This window comes from Agromyces sp. NPDC052230 (assembly GCF_040679595.1).
Classification (GTDB): Bacteria; Actinomycetota; Actinomycetes; order Actinomycetales; family Microbacteriaceae; genus Agromyces.
The window spans coordinates 354,370-377,590 of record NZ_JBFAVC010000002.1 but is presented as its reverse complement, the minus strand read 5'-3'; the positions used below and the strand labels follow the sequence as shown (position 1 = coordinate 377,590).

Genomic DNA, 23,221 nt, shown 5'->3' with positions numbered 1-23,221 from the left:
CGGCGACCCGCCGCGCTCCACTGCCGATCTCACCAGGGAACGGAACCTGCCTCGCTGAAGAAGCCACCGCTGGGTCCGTCATCATCGATCGTGGCCAGACGCACGATCGGTGCTGCACCCTGCGCGACGGTCATGAATCCGTTGTGATCGTTGATGTCCGTGTCGACGTAGCCGGGCGTGACGGCGTTGACGAGGATGCCGTCCTTCCGCAGGTCGTTGGCATACTGCACCGTGACCGCGTTCAGCGCCGTCTTCGACGGCGAGTACGCCGCGGATGCCGGCAGCGACGACAGCGGCCCCCCGGGAATGCTGTTGAGAGCGAGAGAGCCGGCCTCACTGCTCACGTTGACGATCCGCGCAGCTCGTGACTGCCGCAGCAGCGGCAGCATCGCGTTCGTCACGGCGATCACCCCGAAGACGTTGGTCTCGAACACGGCTCGAACCATGTCCACGTCCACCGTGCTCGGGATCTGGTCGACGGCGTCCATGGGTGAGACCCGCCCTGACCCGGTGATCCCGGCGTTGTTGATCAGCACGTCGAGATGACCGAAGCGCTCGTCGAGCTGCTGCGCGGCTGCGGCGATGCTGTCAGGCTCCGTGACATCCAGCGTGACCGCCTGCACGTCGCCGCCTGCCGCCCGCAGGGATGCCGCGGCCTCCTCACCGCGCTGCGGGTCCCTCGCCCCGATCAGCACCGTCATTCCGAGCGCCGCGAGCTGCTCCGCGGCCCCACGCCCGATGCCCTTGTTCGCTCCGGTGACCAGCGCGATCTTTCGCTGCGCCGTCTGTTCGCTCATCTTCAGCTCCTTGTTCGAGTGGTTGAGTTCGCTCAGAACCCGAACATGAGACGGCAGAACGCGACCGTTTGTGACATCCGGGGCCGTGCCCTTCGGTATGGCGCCACGCATGCGAGCACTTCCTTCACGAGCGGCGGTCAGGTGGCGGATGTCCCGACCACCCGTCTGCCCTTCGTGTTGTTCTAGCTTGGGAGACATGATCACTTGCGTCGTCGAGTACACGATCGACCCCACGAAGATCGCAGACTTCGAGCAGTTCGCCCGAGCGTGGATCTCCCTCGTCGACCGACATGGCGGAACCCACCACGGTTACTTCCTGCCCAGCGAAGGGGCGAGCGACCGAGCCCTCGCCCTGTTTTCGTTCCCATCACTCGCCGACTACGAGGACTACCGCCAGTTGTTCGGAATCGATCCGGACTTCATCGCGGCAGACAAGATTCGAGACGAAAGCGGCTGCGTCCTCCGTTACGACCGCAGCTTCATGCGCCCGCTCCTCGCCACCCAAGACTGAGAACGGCGCGGTCCGTCGAATGCACCCAGGTTTGTGCGACGGCACGATTGAGTGTGGCGACCGGGTTGTCCGCGACGCTCCTCATCGAAGGATCCGCCGGCGCGCCGCACGGGCTCGACCAGGTGTGCCGCTCATTCCGCTTCGGTCGGGTACGGTGCGATGCGCTCGAGGATCGAGGTCAGCCGCGCGTGCAGGTCGATGAGTTCATCGACGTCGACGCCGAGCGACTCGACCACCTTGTCCGGAACCTGTTCGGCGTCGTGACGCAACGCCTCCCCCTTTGGCGTGAGCCTGAGTGCCAGCTGACGCTCGTCATCGGCGGACCTCGCCCGTGCCACCAGTCCCCCGGCCTCGAGCCGCTTCACCAGCGGTGAGAGCGTGGCGGGTTCGAGACGCAGTGTGACGGCAATCTCCCGCAGGGATCGCGGCTGCCGCTGCCACAGCGTCAGCATGACGAGGTACTGCGGATGCGTCAGGCCGAGTGGTTCGAGGATCGGCCGGTACGCCGCGATCACCGATCGCGACGTCACGGCCAGCGCGAAGCAGAGCTGACGTTCGAGCGAGAGCACATCGCCGCCGAGCTCTGCCGTGGTCACGCGTCTCATAATCGTTAGTATACTAACTGTTATGGCACATACGGAATCGGGATTCGACAGCATGAACCCGTTCGTCGGCAAGCGCGGATTCTTCAACCGGCTCAACCGGGTCGTGTACATGTTCACCGGGCCGGCGCAGATCGGCATCGGCCGACCTGAGGCCCCGTATGTTCCGCCCGCCGATCCTCGCTGCCCGATCTGCAGCGCGCCGATGGATCAGCACCGCGTCGACCGCACCGGCGAGCGCACGCAGCTCTACTGCCCGAAGCCGGCCGCGTAGTTCGGCCGAGCGGTCGCACCCCGCCGTAGATCGGGAATGGACGGGGGCGGCATCCGTCGAACTCGCCACCCGAAGGACGATGAACCGCGAACGCGCCACCCGCCTGGTCGCCGAGCCGCGCAGCAGCGTCGAGGTCACGGGCGAGCATTCGCAGTTCCGCCTCGACCTCGAGCGTCTCCGCTTCTCGCTGCGGTGCTGCTCGGTCACGGAGCGGTCGCTCGCGAGTTCCGGGGCCGGTGTCCGACACACTCATCATCAATGTGTGTTCGCTCGTCATGAATTCACTCCAGTAAACGGCGTTTGCTGGTAGGGTTTTCTCGTGCTCGCCAAAGACGCCGAACAGCCCGGAGGTCGTGCGCCCGCTCCGGGCCGGCTGGCTGTCGTGCAGGGTTTCGTGAACAGCATCGACATCGAGGCCGATGAGCTCGACGAGTTCGCCACCGTCCGATCCATGGCCCGGTGGTTTCAGAGCGTCGGCCTGGCTCAGACCGGCCTGCACGAGTCCGACCGGGCGGTCGCGATCGGGCTGCGCGAGGCCATACGGGACATGGTCGACGTCCGCGACCATCCGACGCACCCGGTCGCGCACGAATTCGCGGCCGTCGTCGACGACCTCGAACTCAAAGTCGTCGTTCTCGGTGGGATTCCCACGATCGTCGGCACGACACCGATCGGTCGCGCGCTTGCCCCCATCGTCGATGCAGTCCGCCTGTCGATGGACGACGGGACCTGGTCGCGGCTCAAGGTGTGTGCGCGCGACAGGTGCCGCTGGCTGTTCTACGACCACTCGAAGAACCACGCCTCCCGGTGGTGCGCCAGCAGCGTCTGCGGAAGCCGAGAGAAGTCACGCCGCGCATACCGCCGGCGCAAGTCCATCGCCGCACCCCACCAGCCGCAGTAACCGAGATATCAGGAGCTGAGATGTCCGCGCCATTCACCCATGCCTTCGACTGGGCACGACGTAAGGTCGATTCAGGCGCGTTGCCGACCGCCGTGCTCGGAGTCGTAACGGCCTCCGGCATCGAGGCTGTCGACGCGTTCGGTACGACCGGCACCCGCCCTGCACGCGTGGAGGACCACTACCGGCTGTTCTCGATCACGAAACCCCTCGTCGGTCTCGCCGCCGCGCGCATGATCGAGGCAGGGCTCGCTACCCCTGAGACCCCACTGCAGGACGACGTGCCGACGTTCGGGGGTGATCGGGACGACGTGGTGCGGTTGCGGCACCTGGCAAGTCACACCTCGGGCATCGCCGAGCCGCCGATGGACACCGCCGAAGGTCTCGAGGCAGGACTCCTCGGCCCACGCGACTTCGCCGCAGGCAGCGCGTCGCGGTACTCCACGATCGCGTTCGAGGGCATCGCTCGCATGATCCATGCGCGCACAGCGCGCACCTGGGACGCTGCCGTCGCCGACGTCGTGAGTCCGGTAGGCGCCACCGGACTCACGCTCGACGAGGCGTCGAATCCGCACGATATCGCCGACGCCGCCGACGACGGACTGAATCTGCAGCAATTCGTCGCGCTGCGTCATCCGGGCGCTGGACTCATCGGCCGCGCCGAAGACCTGCTCCAGATCGCCGCGGCGCTGCTTCGGGATGCCGGCGAGATCGTGCGCCCCGCGACGCTCGCGATGATGCGTCGCCCGCTCACCGGCGACATCCCGCGCTTGGATCCCTACACCGCGGAACGCGGGCAGGACTGGGGCTTCACCTGGAATCTTCGCACCCGCGCGCCCGGGCTCATCGATCGCGATGTCTACGGCCACGGCGGATGGTCGGGCGCCGAGTTCTGGGTGCACCCGACGGCCGGAGTCGCGTTCGTGCTGCTCACCAACCTCTCGATACGCCCGGGCGTGAATCTGGACGAACTCGACAATGCGGTCGTGTCAGGGGTCTGAACCGGCGTCCGCTGCCTTCGGCTGGGGTCATCCGGCGGAGCGGCCCGACACATCCTCCGTTCGGAGCAGGACAGGTTCGTGATGCACCGGGAAGTTCACGGAGCGCGCGATGAAGCAGACGTCATTCACGCGGCCGTGCAGCGCTTGGGCGAGTTCGGGGTCGCCTTCGGCGATGGTCACCGTGGGGTGAAGCACGACCTCGCGGAAGACTCCATCGCCATCGACGTGCTCGACCATCGTGCCGGTCGGAGCGTCCTCATAACCGACGACGACGATGCCGTTCGTTGCCGCGAGATGCAGGTACCACAGCATGTGGCACTGGCTGAGCGAGGCGACGAGGAGCTGCTCCGGGGTCCACCGGCTCGGATCGCCCCGGAAGGCCGGGTCGGACGACCCGGGCAGGTCGGGGAGCCCTGGGGCCCCCACGACGTGATCGCGCCGGTAGCCGCGGTACGTTCGGGTGCCTTCCCCATCATTGCCGGTCCAAACCAGCTCTAGCTTGTAGTGGTGCTCGCGGTTCATGCATTCTCCTTCGTGGCCAGGTCGCGGGTCGTCAACGCGTGATCGCGGGCCGAGGTGGCGGCACGGGCAGGGTCGCCATGGCGGATGGCCCCCAGCAACTCGAGGTGTTCTTCGTGTACGGCGCGAGTGCGATCGGGCTCGACGAGGCGGGTTCGAGTCGAGATCTGGATCTGGTCCCAGTGCCGCACGAGTGACTCGACGATGACGGGATTGCCCGCGAGTTCGGCGATGCGTTCATGGAAACGCCGGTTGAGCATCGTGGCCTCAGCGAGGTGGCCCGCGCGGCTCGCGGCATCCGCCTCGCCCGCGAAGCGGTCGAGTTCGGCGAGTGCGGCAGGTTCGAGGTGGCCGGCGAGCTGCCGTTCGGCGAGTGCCGCCGCGGCGAAGGCGTCGAGCGCCGCGCGCGCCTCGTAGACCCAGGCGAGCTCCTCCCCCAGCCTGCGCCGGACGCGCACCCCGCGGCCCTGGGCGATCACGAGGCCGTCGCCCTCGAGCCGTTGTAGCGCCTCCCGTACCGGGGTTCGGCTGACTGCGAGCCGGTCGGCAAGGGACGACTCGCTCACCTTCGCCTGGCCGTCGAGGTCGCCCGTGACGACGAGTTCCCGAAGTCGCGCATAGACCGTCATTCGATCAGTATTGCATGCACTATCGCTTAGTGCATGCAATCAACGCCCACGCAGGCTGAGCCGGGTGCGCACGGCCAAGCCTGCGCAGACGATGACGGCGACGCCGCCGAGCACCGTCGGCCACGTGAGGTACTCCCCCAGGATGACGGCTGCCCACAGAATGCTCATCACGGGCTGCACAAGCTGGACCTGACTGACTTGGGCCATCGGCCCGATCGCGAGGCCGCGGTACCACGCGAAGAAGCCGAGGAACATGCTCACGACCGCCAGATATGCGAATGCCGACCATTCGGCCGGTGTGGCCTCGGGTGGCTCCGCGAGCACCGAGACCGCCGCGAAGGCGATCATCAATGGTGCTGCGAGCACGAGCGCCCACGAGACGGTCTGCCATGAGCCGAGCTCGCGGGCCAGCAGGCCGCCTTCTGCGTACCCTATCGCTGCGGCGACGACGGCTCCGAACAGCAGCAGATCCGACTGGTGCACCTGCCCCAGTCCCCCGCCTTGCAGCGACGCGAACACGACGCCGCTGATCGCTCCGAGCGCTGCAAACACCCAGAACGAGCCGGGCGGCCGTTCCCGTGTACGGATCACCACCATCACCGCCGTCGCGGCGGGCAGCAGTCCGACCACGACGGCGCCGTGACTGGCAGGGGCCGTCGTCAGCGCGAACGAACTCAGGAGTGGGAAGCCCACCACGACACCGCCCGCCACGATCGCAAGGCGAGCCCACTGGCGCGAGCTCGGCCAGCGCTGTCGAGCCAGCATCAACACGACTGTCGCGAGAACAGCGGCGATAACGGCTCTCGCGGAACCGATGAACACTGGCGACAGCCCGCCGACTGCGACGCGGGTGAACGGCAGGGTGAACGAGAACGCGGTGACACCCAGGAGCCCCCACCACACGCCGGCGTGGCTTGATAGCACTAGAACTCTGGATCGGATAGCGCTACTCTGGCCTGACATGAACAATGATAGCACCGGTCGGATTGTCGCCGCAGTGCGCGAATGGATCGCGAGCGCTCCGCCCGGCGCGCAGGTGCCGTCGAACCGCGCGCTGGTGGCGGAGTACGGGGCGAGCCCGGTCACCGTGCAGAAGGCAATGCGCAGGCTCGCGTCGCTCGGCCTGATCGAGAGTCGGCCAGGAGTGGGTACCTTCGTCCGCACAGTACGCATGACGCGACTGGTCGACTACGGGTGGCAGACGGCGGCGCTCGGATCGTTGCCCTCGCGCGTCTCCGCGTTGTCGTCGACGCAGCGAACGGTCGCGCCCGACGCCATTGCGCTCCACTCCGGGTACCCGGCTCGAGAGCTGTTGCCCGAGCGGCTGGTGCGCGCGGCGATCGCCCGCGCCACGCGCACCGAAGCGGCGATGACCCGCTCCCCCGCCACCGGTCTCCCCGAGCTGCAGGCGTGGTTCGCGACCGAACTCTCAGCTGCCACACCCGACGGCGTGGCGGCGCCGACCGGTCGTGATGTGCTGATTCTTCCCGGCAGCCAGAGTGGGCTCAGCTCGATCTTCCGCGCCATCGTCGGCCCCGGGCGGCCACTGCTCATCGAGTCTCCGACCTACTGGGGTGCGATCCTCGCGGCCGCGCAGGCGGGCGTCACGCTCGTGCCGATCCCGTCCGGACCGGACGGGCCGCAACCTGACGATCTCGCCCGTGCCTTCATGCAGAGCGGCGCGCGTGCGTTCTACGCTCAGCCGACGTACGCCAACCCCACTGGCGCGCAATGGTCCACCGATCGCGGACTGGGCATCCTCGAGGTCGTTCGGGGACACGGCGCCTTTCTCATCGAGGATGACTGGGCGCATGACCTGGCGATCGACACCGACCCGCATCCCATAGCTGCCCATGACGATGACGGGCACGTGATCTATCTCCGGTCCTTGACCAAGAGCGTCTCTCCGTCACTGCGTGTGGCGGCCCTCATCGCGCGCGGGCCCGCGCGCGACCGAATCCTCGCTGAGCGCGCCGCAGAGGGCATGTACGTGAGCGGCCTGCTCCAGGCGGCCGCGCTCGATGTCGTCACGCAACCCGGATGGCGCGCACACCTCCGCGGACTCCGGCATCAGCTGCGTGCACGACGCGACCTGCTGGTCGACAGCCTGCGGGAGCATGCGCCCAACGCGCACATCGAACGGATGCCGCTCGGCGGCCTGAATCTCTGGGTGCGCCTTCCCGGCGACATCGATGCGGATCGGTTCGCAGTCCACTGCGAGTCCCGTGGAGTCATCGTCTCCCCTGGCGCCGAATGGTTCCCCGCTGAGCCCTCTGGGCCGCACGTGCGGCTCAACTATTCGGGGCCCGATCCCGAACGATTCCCGGAGGCCGCCCGCGTGATCGCGGAAGCCATTCGGGGCGTGGCCGAGCATGGAGAAGGCCGCACGAGAGCGACATCCGGATCGATCAGACATCGAGAAGCTCGCGACGACGCGCCCGCATAGCGTCACCGAGCTCGTTCGCGAGGCTTCCAACTGACGACATCGGGGGTCAAGGACGGATGATCCCGTCATCCGATCCTGACCCCCGCCGTAGATTGGGAATCGAGCGAGGGCGGCATCCGTCGGCCTCGCAGTCCGAAGGAGGCATCGGATGAACCGCGAACGCGCCACCCGCATGGTCGCCGAGCCGCGCAGCAGCGTCGAGGTCACGGGCGAGCATTCGCAGTTCCGCCTCGACCTCGAGCGCATCCGCTTCTCGCCGTACTTCTCGCGCCTCTCGGCGGTCACGCAGGTGATCGCACAACCGGGCGCCGGCCCACTCATCCACAACCGGCTCACGCACACGATCAAGGTCACCGCCGTCGCCCGAGCCATCGCGGTCGGGTTGACGGATGCCTCGTCACCGGCGAGCGACCTCGTGCGCGAGCACGGCTGCGACGCGGTCGTCGTGCAGGCCGCCGCGAGCGCCCACGACCTCGGTCACCCGCCGTTCGGGCACCTGGGCGAACGTGTGCTCGACCGCTTGGCGCGCGAGACCTTCGGAATCTCCGACGGCTTCGAGGGCAACGCGCAGACATACCGCATCATCACCACGCTCGACGTGAGCGAGGCCGCGCCACGGGGGCTGAATCTCACGGCTGCCGTGCGAACTGCGGTGGCGAAATATCCGTGGACGCGGTTCGTCGACGCATCCGATCTCGGGAACGGTCTCCCCCGCGGTCTCCGGAGCGTCGACGGCGGCGTCGAGGTCGTGAAGTTCTCGGCGTACGACGTCGACGCCGACGACCTGGTCGCCGCCCGGCGTGGCTTGGCTCCGATGGAGCAGTCGCTCGAGTGCTCGATCATGGACATCGCTGACGACATCGCGTACTCGATCCACGACGTCGACGACTTCTATTGGGCGGGGCTGCTCAGCCACGGAGCGGTCGCACGCGAGTTCCGGGGCTGGATCTCGGGGGCCGTTGAGCTTCGCCGGCTCGACGAGTCTGCGCTGTCGGAACGTGCGGCGCCACCGGGATCGGCACTCGAGCTGCTCCGCCGCAAGTTCCGGCGCGATGACCCGTGGGTCGCCGACGACGACGCATTCGCCGAGGCGGTCGACGTCGTGGCCGACGACCTCGTCGACGGTCTGCTCGCCACCCCGTTCGACGGGTCGATCGCCTCGGAGCGCGCGCTCTCGTCGTTCACCAACCGGTGGATCGGACATCTGCAGACCTCGGTTGTGCCGGCCCCCGCCGACGTGGTGCGCTCGGGGCTCGTGACGCTCGATCGGCGTGCGTGGCACGAGGTGGAGATCCTGAAGTTCGTGCACCGGCACTTCATCCTCGACCGGGCCGACATCGTGATGTACCAGCGCGGGCTCAGTCGGGTGCTGACGCGGGCCGTCAAGGGCCTCGCTGCCTGGATCACCGACGACTACGACCGGCATCGTGTGCCCCAACGGCTTCGGGAGCTCGTCGACATCGCGGCCGACGGCTACGCGCGACTGCGGGCGGCCCGACCCGAGGGCATCCCGATCCCCGAGGCGTCCGACGTGCTCAGTCTCGGTGTGGGGCGTGGCGTGATCGACTACGTCGCGTCACTTTCCGACGACCAGGCGCTCGCGGTCTCGGAGGCGATCGATGGGCGACCCGACCGCCTGTGGGACATCGGGCAGAACCTCTGACGGGGTCCCGGCGCAGGTGTCCTGCGTATGCGGACAGGAACTGTCCGCAATGATCCGTAGCGTCGGAGACATGGAAACCACCGGTACAGAGATCCAGCCCTTCCGAATCGACATCCCGCAGGCCGACCTCGACGACCTGAACCGACGGCTTGCCGGCACTCGGTGGCCCGACGAACTCCCCGCCGTCGGGTGGACCTACGGGGTACCCGTGAGCTACCTCCAGCATTTGGCCGAGTACTGGCGCACCTCGTACGACTGGCGCGCACACGAAGCGAAGCTCAACGAGTTCCCGCAGTTCACGACGACGATCGACGGGCAGAACATCCACTTCCTGCATGTCCGCTCCCCCGAGCCCGACGCGCTGCCGCTGATCATCACGCACGGCTGGCCGGGTTCGATCGTCGAGTTCATGGACATCATCGGTCCGCTCACCGATCCCCGGGCACACGGCGGCGACCCCGCCGACGCGTTCCACGTCATCGCTCCGTCGATGCCCGGCTTCGCGTTCTCCGGTCCCACCCGGGAAGCAGGATGGGACATGGCGCGGATCGCCCGGGCCTGGGCCGAGCTGATGGGACGGCTCGGCTACACACGGTACGGTGCGCAGGGCGGCGATACCGGTTCGGTGATCTCGCCGACCCTCGGCCGCATCGACGCGGAACACGTTGTGGGAGTCCACGTCAACGGCGGCCTCGGGTTCCCGACCGGAGACCCGTCGGAACTCGCCGAACTGAACGACGCCGAACTCGCACGGCTCGGTGCCCTGCAGGCGCAGATGCAGGATGGCACGGGGTACGCGATCCTTCAGTCGACGCGCCCGCAGACCGTGGGATTCGGACTCGCCGACTCCCCCGCCGGGCAGCTCGCCTGGATCGTCGAGAAGTTCAAGGAGTGGACGGATCCCTCCGCCGAGCTCCCCGAGGACGCCGTCGATCTCGATCAGCTCCTGACGAACGTCAGCGTCTACTGGCTGACCGGAACGGCCACGTCGTCTGCACGCCTCTACAAGGAGGGCCAGTCGAGCTGGGGGCAGCAGACCGAACGGTCCGAGGTGCCCTCCGGCGTGGCGGTGTTCCCCGGCGATTTCGGAATCCGCCCGATCGCAGAACGCGATCACCACGTTGTCCACTGGTCGGAATTCGATCGCGGCGGGCACTTCCCGGCGATGGAGGTCCCGGAGCTCCTCATCGAGGACGTGCGCACGTTCTTCCGTGCACTCCGGTGACTCCGGTGATCGATCAGGAATGAAGAAGCACGCCGCGGGGCGCCGGAATACGCTGAAGCCGACGCCCCGCCGGGCGCGGCGTCGAAGACGAGGATCCCGGAAAGGGGAACGACGATGGCCGACAAGAACGACACATCCGCAGGGCTCACCAAGGAGGAGCGCGACGCGGTCAAGCAACGCGCCAAGGAACTCCGCGAACAGGAGAAGGCCGGTAAGAACCGGGCCGCGGGCGAGAAGGCGGTCCTCGACGCCATCGCCGAGCTCGAGCCCGACGACAAGGCACTCGCCGAGGGGTTCTACCGCGTCGTCACCGAGGTCGCGCCCGACCTCGTTCCCAAGACCTACTACGGGATGCCCGGCTTTGCGAAGGCCGACGGCAAGATGATGCTGTTCATCCAGCCGGCGAAGAAGTTCAACACGCGCTACGCGACCATCGGCTTCGAGGACAAGGCGAACCTCGACGATGGCGACCTGTGGCCCGTCGCCTTCGCGGTTCGCAACTGGACGCCGGCGGTCGAGCAGAAGCTCACCGAGCTCGTGCGCACGGCCGTCGGCTGACATCCCGGAGGTTCGACGCACCGAGCTGATCCGATGTCATGGGGTCGAAAGGCCCTGTGCAACCCGAGCCCGCGAGTGACGATAGGACGGTTGGGAGACGACGGATCACGCACGGGAGGTGGGACGATGTCGAGTGGCTCTGGACCTGCGCCGCGGGGCCGGGCATGGCGCGCGGTCGCACGCTGCGTCGGAGCGAGTCTGGTGCTGCTCCTGCGCGGGCGGGTGCACCTGCCTCGCGGCGAAGTGGGCCGCGTGTTGCGCTTCGCCGATGGGAACACCGCCCGGGTCTACCGCGAGACGACGGTCGATCGTCGCCCGCCCACAGAGCCATGCGTGCTCGTCATCGCCTTCCAGCTCCGCCTGCTCCGTGGCCGTCGGATGCACCGCCTGTTCGAACTCGAGAGCATCCTGAACACCCCGCTGTTCATCGGGTTCCCTGGGTACGTGTCCAAGCTGTGGTGCACGCACGACGAAACCGGTGTCTATCGGGGACTCTACGAGTGGGACGGCGCAGAGCGCGCCCGGGACTATGCCTCCGCACTCTGGAGGGTACTGGAGCTCGGATCAGTGCGAGGCTCGATCCGCTATCAGGTCCTCCCGGGGTTGCATCGCGACGAGGTGCTCGCAGATCCGACGCTCATGAACTCGACCGACGTCGCGGGGTCCGAACCGTCCTGGTGGCGTCTGATCGCCGCGCCATGAGCACCGACACGGACGTCCTCATCGTCGGAGCCGGCCCGACGGGTTTGACCGCCGCACTCGAGGCTCATGCCCACGGCGCCTCCGTGCGGATCGTCGATCGCCGCATCGAGCGCGTCCGGCGGACACGCGCGATGATGCTTCATGCTCGGGCGCTCGAGTGCCTGCGTCCGCTCGGCGTCACCGCCGACCTCCTGGACCGGGCCGACACGGCTCCTCGGGCACTCGTCCACGTCGGTCGCCGCGTCGTCGAGGCGGGACTCGGCCACGTCGACCTTCCCGACACGGCTTTCCCGCATCTGACGCTCGTACGGCAAGCCGACGTCGAAGAGGTGCTCTGGGACGCCTTGCGTGAGCGCGGTGTCGTCGTGGAGTGGGGTATCGAGTTCCTCGGTCTCCAGTCCGTGCCGGCTGAGGAGAACCTCGTGCGCGCCGCCCTTCGCGCGGTCGACGGCACGGAGGAGCTCCACAGGTGTCGCTTCGTCGCCGGGTGCGACGGACAGTCCAGCACCGTGCGCCGGGTTGCCGGAGCCGCGTGGCGCGGCGCGCCGTACCGAGTGGAGGCGCTCCTCGCTGATGTCGAGGTCAGCGGTGACCTGGACCCTGGCGTCCTCCACGTTGCCGTCGGCGGTCCGGGCCTGGCGTTCCTGTTCGCGCTCGGCGAGGGCGCGACGTGGCGGATGCTGGCGACCCGTCGCGCCGATCCGGAATCGGACGCGGCGTTCGGGCAGCTCGGCGAGAGCGTGCCGCCCGGGGAACTCCGCCGACTCATCGAGGGGTCTCGCCTTGGGGCGACCATCGACGAGGTTCGCTGGTCTGCACGGGTTCCCCTCCAGCGTCGAGTGGCGAAGCCCTTCCGGCGCGGGGCGCTGTTCCTCGCGGGAGACGCTGCGCACGCCCACTCCCCGGCGGGCGGCCAGGGCATGAACAACGGGATCCTCGACGCCGTCAATCTCGGATGGAAGCTCGGGATCGTCTCCAGCGGCAGTGCATCGGAGCTGCTGCTGGAGTCCTACGACCAGGAGCGCCGTCGCGCCGCTCGTGAGGTCCTGGCCCTGACTCGCCTCATCTTCTTCGCCGAGGCGTCGCCCAACCCTGCCGCCCGACTCATCCGCGACCTCGTGCTTCCGGCAACCGCCCCGCTGCTTCCGGGTCTGCTTCGCCGGCGTCGTCTCACCGCCGCCGCCATCCGGCTGCTCTCCCAGCCGTACGTGCGCTACCGAAACAGCAGCATCTCGCGGGATGCCCCACCACGGGCGTCTGCCTGGCCCCGTCCGGGCGACCGGCTGCCCGACCAGGACGTGGTCGTCGATGGTCGCGCGACTCGGCTCCACGACCTGACGGCGACACCCGGCATCCACGTCCTCCTCGAACGCGACGCCTATTGGCAGGGCGATCACGGTGCCACCGTGACGGCAGGACAGCACGTCAACGTGCACCGGCTCATGAGTCATCCGGGTCGGGCCGCAGTGGCGGCGCGTCCCGACGGATACGTCGGGTTCCGGTGCGGAGTGGCCGACCGTCGGCTCGCTGACTGGTTGAGCCTCGTCGGGGCGAGGACCTAGTCGGTGCGCATCTCGCTCAGGCGCCGACGTAGGCCGCGAGGTGCTCGCCCGTGAGCGTTGAGCGGGCTGCGATGAGGTCGGCGGGCGTGCCTTCGAACACGATGCGGCCGCCGTCGTGGCCCGCGCCGGGCCCGAGGTCGACGATCCAGTCGGCGTGCGCCATGACTGCCTGGTGGTGCTCGATGACGATGACCGACTTGCCGGAGTCGACGAGCCGGTCGAGCAACCGGAGCAGCTGTTCGACATCGGCAAGGTGCAGCCCGGTGGTGGGCTCGTCGAGGATGTAGACGCCGCCCTTCTCCCCCATCCGGGTGGCGAGCTTGAGCCGCTGCCGTTCGCCGCCCGAGAGCGTGGTGAGCGGCTGGCCGATGGCGAGGTACCCGAGCCCGACGTCGGCGAGTCGTTCGAGGATCGCGTGCGCCGCCGGCGTTCGCGCCTCCCCGGTGCGGAAGAACTCCTCGGCCTCGGTGACCGGCATGGCGAGCACCTCGCTGATGTCGCGGCCACCGAGCCGGTATTCCAGCACGGATGCATCGAAACGCTTGCCCTCGCACACCTCGCACGTGCTGGCGACGCTCGCCATCGGCCCGAGGTCGGTGTAGATGACCCCGGCACCGTTGCAGTTCGGGCAGGCGCCCTCGGAGTTGGCGCTGAACAGGGCGGGCTTCACGCCGTTTGCCTTCGCGAACGCCTTGCGGATCGGATCGAGCAGCCCCGTGTACGTGGCCGGGTTGCTACGGCGTGAGCCTCGGATCGCGGCCTGGTCGATCGTCACGACCCCGTCGCGGCCCGACATGGACCCCTGGATCAGCGAGCTCTTGCCCGAACCGGCGACCCCGGTGACGACCACCAGCACCCCGAGCGGGATGTCAACGTCGACGTGCTGCAGGTTGTTCGCGTGGGCGCCACGCACCTCGAGGGCTGCCGTTGCGGTTCGGACCGAGGGCTTCACCGCAGCCCGGTCGTCCAGGTGTCGGCCCGTGAGGGTGCCGCTCGCCCGCAGGGCCTCGACGGTGCCCTCGAACACCACCTCTCCCCCGGCCGCTCCGGCGCCCGGACCGAGGTCGACGACGTGGTCGGCGATCGCGATCGCCTCGGGCTTGTGCTCGACGACGAGCACCGTGTTGCCCTTGTCGCGAAGCTGCTGCAGCAGGCGGTTCATCCGCTGGATGTCATGCGGGTGCAGACCGACCGTCGGCTCGTCGAACACGTAGGTGACGTCGGTGAGCGACGAACCCAGATGCCGGATCATCTTCGTGCGCTGCGCCTCGCCGCCCGAGAGCGTGCCCGACGAGCGGTCGAGCGAGAGGTAGCCGAGGCCGATCTCGACGAACGAGCCGAGCAGTTCTCGGAGCGAGGTGAGCAGCGGCGCGACGGATGGCTCGTGCAGGTCGCCGATCCAATCGGAGAGGTCGCTGATCTGCATCGCGCACGCATCGGCGATGTTGATCCCGTTGATCCTGGATGCCCGGGCTGCCTCATTCAGTCGAGTGCCGCCGCACTCGGGGCACGCCGCGAACGTCACCGCACGCTCGACGAAGGCGCGGATGTGCGGCTGCATCGCGTCGACGTCTTTCGACAGCATCGACTTCTGCACCTTGGGAACGAGCCCTTCGTAGGTGAGGTTGATGCCGTTGACCTTGACCTTGGTCGGCTCACGGTAGAGCAGGTCGTGCCGCTCGGTGTCGGTGAACTCGCGGATGGGCTTGCGGGCATCGAAGAACCCCGACTCGGAATACACACGGGTCGCCCACCCGTCGGCGGTGTAACCCGGGACGGTGATCGCCCCCTCGGCAAGCGACTTGCTCTCGTCGAAGAGCTGCGACAGCTCGATCTCGGTGACCGTGCCCATGCCCTCGCAACGCGGGCACATACCGCCGAGCACCGTGAACGTGCGTTCGAGGGTCTCCTCGTCGCCGCGCTCGATCGTGATCGCACCGCTCCCCCGCACCGAGGGCACGTTGAATGAGAACGCCTGCGGCGATCCGATGTGAGGCTGGCCGAGCCGGCTGAACAGGATGCGAAGCAGCGCATTCGCGTCGGTGGCCGTGCCGACCGTCGAGCGCACGTTCGCCCCCATGCGCTCCTGGTCGACGAGGATCGCGGTCGTGAGCCCGTCGAGCACGTCGACGTCAGGGCGCGCGAGCGACGGCATGAAGGCCTGCACGAACGCGCTGTAGGTCTCGTTGATCATGCGCTGCGACTCGGCGGCAATGGTGTCGAAGACCAGCGAGCTCTTGCCCGATCCCGAGACCCCGGTGAACACCGTCAACCGACGTTTCGGGATCTCGACGCTGATGTCTTTGAGGTTGTTCTCGCGGGCTCCCCGCACGCGGATGAGATCGTGGCTGTCGGCGACATGCATCCTCAGACGCGCTCCTGGATTCGAATCATGTTGCCCGAGGGGTCGCGGAACGCGCAGTCCCGCACCCCGTACGGCTGGTCGGTGGGCTCCTGCACGACCTCGGCTCCGCCCGCCTCGAGCTCGGCGAAGGTCTCGTCGACATCGTCGGTGGCGAAATTCACACCGAAGTAGCTGCCCTTCGCCATCAACTCGACGATGGTGCGGCGCTCGTCCTCGGTCAGGTCGGGCAGGGCCGCCGGCGGATGCAGCACGATCGACGTGTCGGGCTGGTCGACGGGCGCGACCGTGATCCAGCGCATGCCCTGGTAGCCGACGTCGTTGCGCACCTCGAAACCCAGGAGGTCGCGGTAGAACGCGATCGAGGCGTCGGGGTCGGTGTGTGGAAGGAAGCTGTGGTGAATCGTGAGGTCCATGTCGTCACGCTAGCCGGGGCTCGACGGGCTGCGCTTCTCGATTCCTGACCGGCCTCATGACCTGCTTGGCGGTGCAGGCGGGCATTCCGGTCGTGGCCTGCGCCTCCTGCTCCCGGTACACACTCGGCGGCACCCCGACGAGTTCGGTGAAGCGGGTGCTGAAGGTGCCGAGTGAGGAGCATCCGACCGTGAAGCAGACCTCGGTGACGCTGAGGTCGCCGCGGCGCAACAGCGCCATCGCCCGCTCGATGCGACGCGTCATCAGATATGAGTACGGCGACACGCCGTAGGCCAGGCGGAACTGACGACTGAGATGACCCGCCGACATATTGGCTCCGCGTGCCAACGCCTCGACGTCGAGGGGCTGCGCGTACTCGCGGTCGATGCGATCGCGCACCCGGCGCAGCCGCACGAGATCGTGCAGGCGCTGCTCGGCATCGATGGTCCTGCTCACTTGCCAGATCGTGGCACGTCCCACCGACGTTGTCCAGCGTCGGACCTCCGTCGGGGCACCACGCCCCCCGAACTCCCGACGACACGCCGCAGCCGAACGGTCTCACATCCAACACCCAGCTAATGAGGAGGCTTAGCCTGACCCTGCAATGCTCCGCGTGGTCGTTCGGAAAGGACCTTGTCATGTCGACACCGCAGTCCAATACGATGTTCGCTGCCTTCAGCCTGGATTCAGCGAACCTGTCCAAGTCAAGCATCAACACGGTGCGCACGGCGCTCGGCGTCTCGGGGGCCGCCGCCCTGATCATCGGCCTGCTGATCACCTTCTGGCCGAAGGGATCGGCGATCGCCCTCACGGTGATGGTCGGGATCTACTTCCTCATCGCCGGAATCGCGTACCTCGGCCTGGGTATCTTCTCGAAGGGCATCACCGGGGGTGCGAGGGCACTCGACATCATTCTCGGCGTCCTCTTCATCATCAGCGGCATCATCGTGCTGGTGAGCCCCACCGAGTCGGCGATCATCCTCGGGATCTTCCTCGGCGTGTTCGTCGGCATCCTCTGGATCATCGAGGGCGTCGTGGCACTGGCGCAGTCGAGCGACTCGCCGTCGAAGGGATGGGCGATCTTCTTCGGCATCCTGAGCGTCGTCGCGGGCATCACGCTGCTCTTCTCGCCGCTATGGGGCGCCGTCGTGCTGTTCATCATCACGGGCATCGCCCTGATCATCCTGGGCATCATGCAGATCGTGCGCGCGTTCACGTTCGGCCGCGGGGTGAACGCCACGGCGTAGAGCCGGGGCATCCGCCAGCATCCGGGCGATCGAGGCCGGTCGCGAGTCAACAGGCTCGCGTCCGGCTTTCGTGTCGACGGCGACGGATGCATCGACGCGACGTCACACCTATGGTGCTGACCGAAATCAGCCCTCGCGAACGAAACCCGTCGTGTCGCCGACATACCGGGTGTGATCGGCCGGCACGGGATCCACGGCGGCCTGTGCGACCTCGGCGGCGAACTCCGACACGTTGTAGAGGCGTCCGGCGTCCTGCTTGCGCGCCTGGATGGCGCCGGGGTTCGCGCGCTCAAGGAGCGTCGCGGTGATGGTGCCCTCGATCATGTCGCCCGAGACGACCACGAGCTCGATGCCCGCGGCCTCGAGTTCCGGCAGCTTCGCCCGCAGCGCATCCTCGCCGGCACGCTTCGACAGCGCCACCGGCTCGTATTCGGGCATGGTGGGCGTGGTGCGGATGAAGTGCGCCTGGTGGCTCGTGACGAACACGATGCGGGCGCCGGGGGCCAGGTGCGGCAGCGCCCCCTCGACCACGTTCACCTGCGCATCGCGGTTGAGACGCATGGCGTAGTCCTCACCCATGCCGGTCTCCATGCCGCCCGAGGCATTCAACACGAGGATGTCGATCGGACCGAAATCCGACACGACACGCTCGAACATCGACGCCACCGAGGCGGCGTCGGTGAGGTCCGCCCCGACCGCGATCGCGCGCCCGCCGGCCGCTTCGATCTCAGCGACGACCTTCTCGGCGCGCGGCGCCTTGCTGCGGTAGTTCACCACGACGGATGCCCCGGCGCCCGCCAGGTACCGCACGGTGTCGGCGCCGATGCCGCGTGACGAACCGGTCACGAGGGCGACGCGGCCGTCGAGCGATCCTGGTGCGAGTGGATTGGTCACGGCGTGGCTCCTCGTGGCTCTGGTGGCGGACCCGGCGGTCCTGGCGATGCGCCGAACCGAGACTATCAACTCGCCTCCCGGCGATTGCCGCCTGCTAGTTTCGGAGCGAGCCACGGCGGCTTCCGGCGAAGGAGACCGAATTGGATGTGCTGACCCAGTACGCCTGGATCGTCTGGTTGGTGCTGATCCTCGTGTTCGCGACCATCGAGGTCTTCACGCTCGAGATGACGTTCCTCATGCTGGCTCTGGGCAGCGTGACGGGCCTGCTGTCGGGACTCTTCGGCATCCCGTGGTGGGCGCAGTTCGTCGTGGCGGCGGTCGTCTCACTGGCGCTGATCCTCACGCTGCGGCCGCCATTGCTCCGGATGCTCCGCCAGCGCGGCGATCCGGCGCGCAGCAACATCGACGCCCTGATCGGCGCGGAGGGCTCCGTCGTGCGCACGGTGACGCCGTCGGGTGGTCAGATCCGCCTTCAGAACGGCGACGTGTGGACGGCGCGGCTGTCACCCATCACCGAGCAGGCGGATGTCGCCGTCGGTCGTCGTGTGCTCGTCACGGGAATCGACGGGGCGACGGCGGTCGTCGTGCCCGTCGAACGGAGTACGACGAACCCGTGAGCGACCCAGCACCTCGTGGTTGCGCGGTGCTAGGTTCGAAGCAGGAGGACGTCGAAGGGGCGATCGCATGTTGGTGGACCTGACCCAGTACGTCTGGATCGTCTGGCTCATCCTGATCCTCGTCTTCGTGATCATCGAGCTCTTGACGCTCGAGTTCACCTTCCTCATGCTCGCGTTCGGCTCGGTCGCCGGGCTCGGCGCCGATCTCCTCGGCTGGGAGTGGTGGGTGCAGATCCTCGTCGCCTCGGCCGTCTCGGTGCTCCTGATCCTCACGATCCGCCCCGTGCTGCTGCGTTACATGCGCCGCGGTGCCGACGACACGCCGAGCAACATCGCGGCGCTCCAGGGCATGTCGGGCCGCGTCGTGTCCTCCGTCTCCGACACGACCGGTCTCGTCAAGCTCGCCAACGGTGAGACCTGGACGGCCCGTCTCGCCCCCGACACCGTCGACGAGCGCGTCGTCGGCGCCGGGGCATCCGTCAGGGTCGTCCTCGTCGACGGAGCGACCGTCGTCATCGTCCCCGTCGAGCGCGACGTCAGCGCCTGACCTCCACTCCCAACCGCACAGGAGCACCGCATGATCAGCATCGATGGGTTCGTCGGCCAGATCTTCGTCGTCGTCCTCTTGATCGTCGTCGCCATCTTCGTGATCGTGGTGCTGGTTCGCGCGATCCGGATCATTCCGCAGGCGTACGCGGGCGTGGTGGAACGACTCGGGCGGTACCACAAGACGCTCTCGCCGGGCCTCAACATCCTCGTGCCGTTCATCGACCGGGTGCGCCCGTTGGTCGACATGCGGGAGCAGGTCGTCTCCTTCCCGCCGCAGCCGGTCATCACCGAAGACAACCTCGTGGTCTCGATCGACACGGTCGTCTACTTCCAGGTGACGGATGCCAGGGCCGCGACCTACGAGATCGCGAACTACCTCGGGGCGGTCGAACAGCTGACCACCACCACGCTTCGAAACGTCGTCGGCGGACTCAACCTCGAAGAGGCCCTCACGAGCCGCGACAACATCAACGGACAGCTGCGCATCGTGCTCGACGAAGCCACGGGCAAGTGGGGCATCCGCGTGTCGCGCGTGGAGCTCAAGGCGATCGACCCGCCCCTCTCCATCCAGGACTCGATGGAGAAGCAGATGCGCGCCGAGCGCGACCGCCGGGCGCTCATCCTCACGGCCGAGGGCACCAAGCAGTCGGCCATCCTCACGGCCGAGGGGCAGCGGCAGGCCGCCATCCTCGAGGCGGAGGGCTATGCGAAGTCCGCGGTGCTGCGCGCCCAGGGCGAGGCGGAGGCGATCCTCACGGTGTTCGACGCCATCCACAAGGGCGACCCCGATCCGAAGCTGCTCGGCTACCAGTACCTCCAGATGCTGCCGCAGATCGCCAAGGGCGAGGCGAACAAGCTGTGGATCGTGCCGAGCGAGCTCACCGAGGCCCTGAAGGGCATCGGCCGCGCGTTCGCGCCGCAGGCGGGCGGGGCGACGGATGCCACGACCCCGCCGGACGCGCCGGGCGCCGACCCGTTCGACCGCCGCCCGTAAACCGACCTCGTGTCGACGTACTTCGACCTGCCGACCCCGCGCGTGCTCGCGCACCGCGGCCTGGCGATCGATGCGCCCGAGAACACCCTCCTCGCCTTCGAGCGCGCCGTGGCCGTGGGCGCGCCCTACATCGAGACGGATGTGCACGTCACGGCCGACGGCGTCGCGGTCATCGCGCACGATCCCTCGCTCGCCCGGGTCGCGGGCCGGAAGATCGACGTGTCCCGACTCACGATGGATGAGTTGCGGCGCGTCGACCTCGGGCTCGGGCAGGGGTTCGCCTCGCTCGAGGAGGCCCTCGACGCGTTCCCCGACCTCCGATTCAACATCGACATCAAGGTGGCGGGTGCCGTCACGCCCGCCGTCGCGGCCATTGAGCGGACTCGGGCGGCGTCGCGGGTGCTGCTCACGAGCTTCTCCGAGCATCGCCGGCTCCGACTCGGCGTGCTCGTTCCCGAATCGGTGACGTCGGCCGGCAGTCGGGGCGTCCTCACCACCCGGCTCGCCTCGATGCTCCGGTGGCCGGCGGCCGTCGGACTGGCGCGCCGTGGTGCGGCCGCACTGCAGATTCCCGAGCGCGTGGGTTCGGTCAGGCTCGTCACACCACGCTTCATCGAGGCCGTGCATCGCGCCGGTGCGGAGGTGCATGTCTGGACCGTCAACGACCCCGCCGACATGGCGCGGCTCCTGGATCTCGGTGTCGATGGACTCGTCACCGATCGGGCCGACCTCGCCATACCCCTCATCGCCTCACGAAGCTGAGAATTCCCCGGCAATCACCCAGTTACCGGCAAGGGAATGTCCAGCTTGATCGTCTATACCTAGAAGACGATCGAGAGGAGTACGCCATGGCGGACCGGAGCCTACGAGGCATGCGAATCGGTGCACAGAGCCTGCAGAGTGAAGAGGGCGTCGTCTTCGCCGGTCGTGCCGACTACACCTACCGCTGTGAGACGTGCAGTCGTGAGACCGTCATGACCTTCTCGACCGAAGCCGAGCTGCCCGAGTCGTGGGAGTGCCGCTACTGCGGCGCCGCCGCCACGCTGCTCGTCGACTCGAAGCCCGTGGACGTCGACCGCTCCGGTGAGAAGGTCGCCCGCACCCACTGGGACATGCTGCTCGAGCGCCGTACCCGCGCCGAGCTCGAGGAGATCCTCGAGGAGCGCCTCAACTACCTGCGCGCGCGGCGGGGCCAGCAGAAGAGCGCCTGACCCCAGCGGCACGACGCGCCAGGATGCCTGCCGCGACGAGACCGCCGAGCGCGCTCGCCACGGCCAGGCCCGGCACCCCTGTGCCGAGCATCACTGCGGGTGTGAGTCCTTCGCGCAATTCGACGTCGGTCACCATGGCGCCCTTCTCGTAGGCCGGCAGCGAATCGATGGTGCGCCCCGTCGGGTCGATGACCTGACTCGTGCCCACCGTCGAGATGTTCACCACCGACCGGCCCGTCTCGATCGCCCGCAGTCGCGCGATGGCGAGCTGCTGTTCGTTCTCGTCGGTGCCTCGGAAGTCGGCGTTGTTCGTCTGGAACAGATAGACCTGTGCGCCGTCTCGCGCGCCCTCCCAGATCAGGCTGTCGTAGATGACGTCGAAGCAGATCGCGAGGCCCGCGACGGCATCGCCGAGGTCGAACACCGGCGCGTTCGTGCCGGGCGAGTACCCACGCTGGATGAGGCCCGTGAGGTCGCCGGCGATCGCGTCGAAGAACCAACGGTCGGGAATGTACTCGCCGAAGGGTACGGGGTTGCGCTTGTCGTAGCTGTCGACGGCTCCCTCCCCCGCGACCCACAGGAGTGACGTGTTGTAGAACTGCTCCTCGCGTGTCGTGACCGTGTTGAGCACGACCGGCGCGTCGAGTTCCTGGCTCAGCGAATCGAAGGTGCGCGCCGCCGCGTCGCTGCGCGTCGGATCGATGTCGGATCCGCCCTCTGGCCACAGCAGCACGTCGACGCCCGGCTCGTCGAGGATCGGCTGTGTCGCTTCGAGTTGCGCCGCGAGCAGGTCGCCTGGCTCGCGTTCGTCGAAGTAGCCGGCTGGACCGTTGCCCTGCACACTCGCGACCCGGAGATCGCCCACGGGCTCGGTGGGCCACGCCGGCACCGCCACAGCGACGATCATGAGCGCCGCGACGGGGATGGCCGACCGCAGGTCCTGCCAGCCGCGCAACCGGATCCACTCGATGACCCCCGCGACCAGGGTGACCATGATGAGGCCCAGGCCGGTCGAACCCACCCACGAGACGACCTGGGCGAACGGGCTCTCCGACTGGCTCAGCGCCGCGCGCCCCCACGGGAACCCGCCGTACGGGATCGATCCCGTCGCCGCCTCTCGTACGATCCAGAGGCCGGCGACGAGCAGCGGCAGCCAGACGAGCGGGGCCCAGCGCGACGCGCTCGCACGGGGCACCCACCGGTAGGCGAGCGTGATCAGCACGGCGCCGCCGGCCACGAACAACGACTGGATGATCGAGAGCGCGAGCCACGGAATCGGCCCGAGATAGAGCGCCGTGAACGAGACCTGCGGCAGGTAGAACGCAAGGCCGAAGACGAGCCCGAGGTGGAACGCCGTCCACGACGAGCGGCCGATCAGGCTGACGAGTGCGAGCCCGATGCCGACGAAGGCGAGCGGCCAGATGCTCGCGCCCGGAAATCCCAGGTCGTACACGAGACCGCCGGCGATCGACGCGAGGACCGCAGCCCAGAGCGGCAGGAGGGGTCGCGGTTCGCGTTCGGGCACCAGATCAGCCTAGGCGAACGC

At 68.0% G+C, this 23,221-nt stretch carries 26 protein-coding genes; 16 read left to right on the top strand and 10 right to left on the bottom strand.

Going from position 1 to position 23,221, the window contains the following annotated elements:
* Positions 1 to 29: 29 nt before the first annotated feature.
* A complete protein-coding gene (locus tag AB0K73_RS07015; RefSeq protein WP_360512010.1) occupies positions 30 to 797 on the bottom strand; it encodes an SDR family oxidoreductase in 768 nt (255 codons plus the stop codon).
* A 196-nt stretch (positions 798 to 993) separates the two neighbouring features.
* On the opposite strand from AB0K73_RS07015, the gene AB0K73_RS07010 reads away from it, so the two are divergent.
* Entirely contained in the window at positions 994 to 1,308 is a 315-nt protein-coding gene (locus AB0K73_RS07010; protein WP_360512008.1) for an NIPSNAP family protein, read from the top strand.
* A 131-nt stretch (positions 1,309 to 1,439) separates the two neighbouring features.
* On the opposite strand, the gene AB0K73_RS07005 is transcribed toward AB0K73_RS07010, so the two are convergent.
* A complete protein-coding gene (locus AB0K73_RS07005; RefSeq protein WP_360512005.1) occupies positions 1,440 to 1,913 on the bottom strand; it encodes a MarR family transcriptional regulator in 474 nt (157 codons plus the stop codon).
* A 22-nt stretch (positions 1,914 to 1,935) separates the two neighbouring features.
* On the opposite strand from AB0K73_RS07005, the gene AB0K73_RS07000 reads away from it, so the two are divergent.
* The 3 genes from AB0K73_RS07000 (at position 1,936) to AB0K73_RS06990 (ending at position 4,083) form a co-directional block, all read left to right on the top strand.
* Positions 1,936 to 2,184 (top strand): hypothetical protein, encoded by a 249-nt coding sequence (locus tag AB0K73_RS07000; RefSeq protein WP_360512002.1) that lies wholly within the window; start codon positions 1,936 to 1,938, stop codon positions 2,182 to 2,184.
* Positions 2,185 to 2,503: 319 nt separating this feature from the next.
* Positions 2,504 to 3,085 (top strand): CGNR zinc finger domain-containing protein, encoded by a 582-nt coding sequence (locus tag AB0K73_RS06995; protein ID WP_360512000.1) that lies wholly within the window; start codon positions 2,504 to 2,506, stop codon positions 3,083 to 3,085.
* A gap of 20 nt (positions 3,086 to 3,105) precedes the next feature.
* Complete coding sequence (locus tag AB0K73_RS06990; RefSeq protein WP_360511998.1) at positions 3,106 to 4,083, top strand: serine hydrolase domain-containing protein; 978 nt, start codon at positions 3,106 to 3,108, stop codon at positions 4,081 to 4,083.
* A 27-nt stretch (positions 4,084 to 4,110) separates the two neighbouring features.
* Here the strand turns inward: AB0K73_RS06990 and AB0K73_RS06985 are convergent, their stop codons facing one another.
* Genes AB0K73_RS06985 through AB0K73_RS06975 form a run of 3 tightly spaced genes read right to left on the bottom strand, consistent with a single transcriptional unit; the run spans position 4,111 to position 6,194 of the window.
* Complete coding sequence (locus AB0K73_RS06985) at positions 4,111 to 4,605, bottom strand: OsmC family protein (protein WP_360511996.1); 495 nt, start codon at positions 4,603 to 4,605, stop codon at positions 4,111 to 4,113.
* Complete coding sequence (locus tag AB0K73_RS06980; protein WP_360511994.1) at positions 4,602 to 5,231, bottom strand: GntR family transcriptional regulator; 630 nt, start codon at positions 5,229 to 5,231, stop codon at positions 4,602 to 4,604. Before AB0K73_RS06980 ends, AB0K73_RS06985 begins: the two co-directional genes overlap by 4 nt.
* A 39-nt stretch (positions 5,232 to 5,270) precedes the next feature.
* Positions 5,271 to 6,194, bottom strand: a complete 924-nt coding sequence (locus AB0K73_RS06975; protein ID WP_360511992.1) for a DMT family transporter — start codon at positions 6,192 to 6,194, stop codon at positions 5,271 to 5,273.
* Here AB0K73_RS06975 and AB0K73_RS06970 point away from each other — a divergent pair.
* From AB0K73_RS06970 to AB0K73_RS06945, 6 genes are all read left to right on the top strand, one after another.
* Positions 6,193 to 7,677, top strand: coding sequence for a PLP-dependent aminotransferase family protein (locus AB0K73_RS06970; protein WP_360511989.1), 1,485 nt, complete (start codon positions 6,193 to 6,195; stop codon positions 7,675 to 7,677). The genes AB0K73_RS06975 and AB0K73_RS06970 overlap by 2 nt on opposite strands.
* A 148-nt stretch (positions 7,678 to 7,825) precedes the next feature.
* Complete coding sequence (gene dgt / locus AB0K73_RS06965) at positions 7,826 to 9,340, top strand: dGTP triphosphohydrolase (protein ID WP_360511986.1); 1,515 nt, start codon at positions 7,826 to 7,828, stop codon at positions 9,338 to 9,340.
* Between the two features lie 70 nt (positions 9,341 to 9,410).
* The gene (locus AB0K73_RS06960) at positions 9,411 to 10,565 is read left to right on the top strand and encodes an epoxide hydrolase family protein (RefSeq protein ID WP_360511984.1); all 1,155 of its coding nucleotides are present in this window, start codon (positions 9,411 to 9,413) and stop codon (positions 10,563 to 10,565) included.
* Between the two features lie 114 nt (positions 10,566 to 10,679).
* Entirely contained in the window at positions 10,680 to 11,123 is a 444-nt protein-coding gene (locus tag AB0K73_RS06955) for a hypothetical protein (protein WP_360511982.1), read from the top strand.
* Between the two features lie 201 nt (positions 11,124 to 11,324).
* Positions 11,325 to 11,825: a hypothetical protein gene (locus tag AB0K73_RS06950; protein ID WP_360511979.1), complete on the top strand. Its 501-nt coding sequence runs from the start codon at positions 11,325 to 11,327 to the stop codon at positions 11,823 to 11,825.
* Complete coding sequence (locus AB0K73_RS06945) at positions 11,822 to 13,387, top strand: FAD-dependent monooxygenase (protein WP_360511977.1); 1,566 nt, start codon at positions 11,822 to 11,824, stop codon at positions 13,385 to 13,387. The genes AB0K73_RS06950 and AB0K73_RS06945 overlap by 4 nt, the downstream gene beginning before the upstream one ends.
* A gap of 16 nt (positions 13,388 to 13,403) precedes the next feature.
* Here the strand turns inward: AB0K73_RS06945 and AB0K73_RS06940 are convergent, their stop codons facing one another.
* Genes AB0K73_RS06940 through AB0K73_RS06930 form a run of 3 tightly spaced genes read right to left on the bottom strand, consistent with a single transcriptional unit; the run spans position 13,404 to position 16,619 of the window.
* The gene (locus tag AB0K73_RS06940; protein WP_360511975.1) at positions 13,404 to 15,752 is read right to left on the bottom strand and encodes an excinuclease ABC subunit UvrA; all 2,349 of its coding nucleotides are present in this window, start codon (positions 15,750 to 15,752) and stop codon (positions 13,404 to 13,406) included.
* 2 nt (positions 15,753 to 15,754) lie between these two features.
* A complete protein-coding gene (locus AB0K73_RS06935; RefSeq protein ID WP_360511972.1) occupies positions 15,755 to 16,165 on the bottom strand; it encodes a VOC family protein in 411 nt (136 codons plus the stop codon).
* A 4-nt stretch (positions 16,166 to 16,169) separates the two neighbouring features.
* Entirely contained in the window at positions 16,170 to 16,619 is a 450-nt protein-coding gene (locus AB0K73_RS06930; RefSeq protein ID WP_360511969.1) for a helix-turn-helix transcriptional regulator, read from the bottom strand.
* A 182-nt stretch (positions 16,620 to 16,801) separates the two neighbouring features.
* Here AB0K73_RS06930 and AB0K73_RS06925 point away from each other — a divergent pair, with 182 nt between their 5' ends.
* Complete coding sequence (locus AB0K73_RS06925) at positions 16,802 to 17,410, top strand: DUF308 domain-containing protein (protein WP_360511967.1); 609 nt, start codon at positions 16,802 to 16,804, stop codon at positions 17,408 to 17,410.
* 126 nt (positions 17,411 to 17,536) lie between these two features.
* Here AB0K73_RS06925 and AB0K73_RS06920 read toward each other — a convergent pair whose 3' ends face one another.
* Positions 17,537 to 18,304 (bottom strand): SDR family oxidoreductase, encoded by a 768-nt coding sequence (locus AB0K73_RS06920; protein ID WP_360511965.1) that lies wholly within the window; start codon positions 18,302 to 18,304, stop codon positions 17,537 to 17,539.
* Positions 18,305 to 18,450: 146 nt separating this feature from the next.
* On the opposite strand from AB0K73_RS06920, the gene AB0K73_RS06915 reads away from it, so the two are divergent.
* From AB0K73_RS06915 to AB0K73_RS06895, 5 genes are all read left to right on the top strand, one after another.
* Entirely contained in the window at positions 18,451 to 18,921 is a 471-nt protein-coding gene (locus AB0K73_RS06915; RefSeq protein ID WP_360512304.1) for an NfeD family protein, read from the top strand.
* A gap of 67 nt (positions 18,922 to 18,988) precedes the next feature.
* On the top strand, positions 18,989 to 19,468 hold the full coding sequence (locus AB0K73_RS06910) for an NfeD family protein (RefSeq protein ID WP_360511963.1): 480 nt from the start codon (positions 18,989 to 18,991) through the stop codon (positions 19,466 to 19,468).
* A gap of 30 nt (positions 19,469 to 19,498) precedes the next feature.
* Positions 19,499 to 20,464 (top strand): SPFH domain-containing protein, encoded by a 966-nt coding sequence (locus tag AB0K73_RS06905; RefSeq protein ID WP_360511960.1) that lies wholly within the window; start codon positions 19,499 to 19,501, stop codon positions 20,462 to 20,464.
* Between the two features lie 9 nt (positions 20,465 to 20,473).
* Positions 20,474 to 21,226 (top strand): glycerophosphodiester phosphodiesterase, encoded by a 753-nt coding sequence (locus AB0K73_RS06900; RefSeq protein WP_360511958.1) that lies wholly within the window; start codon positions 20,474 to 20,476, stop codon positions 21,224 to 21,226.
* Between the two features lie 86 nt (positions 21,227 to 21,312).
* Positions 21,313 to 21,675: an RNA polymerase-binding protein RbpA gene (locus tag AB0K73_RS06895; protein ID WP_360511956.1), complete on the top strand. Its 363-nt coding sequence runs from the start codon at positions 21,313 to 21,315 to the stop codon at positions 21,673 to 21,675.
* On the opposite strand, the gene lnt is transcribed toward AB0K73_RS06895, so the two are convergent.
* On the bottom strand, positions 21,632 to 23,200 hold the full coding sequence (lnt, locus tag AB0K73_RS06890; RefSeq protein WP_360511954.1) for an apolipoprotein N-acyltransferase: 1,569 nt from the start codon (positions 23,198 to 23,200) through the stop codon (positions 21,632 to 21,634). The two genes, AB0K73_RS06895 and lnt, sit on opposite strands and share 44 nt — an antisense overlap.
* Between the last annotated feature and the right edge of the window lie 21 nt (positions 23,201 to 23,221).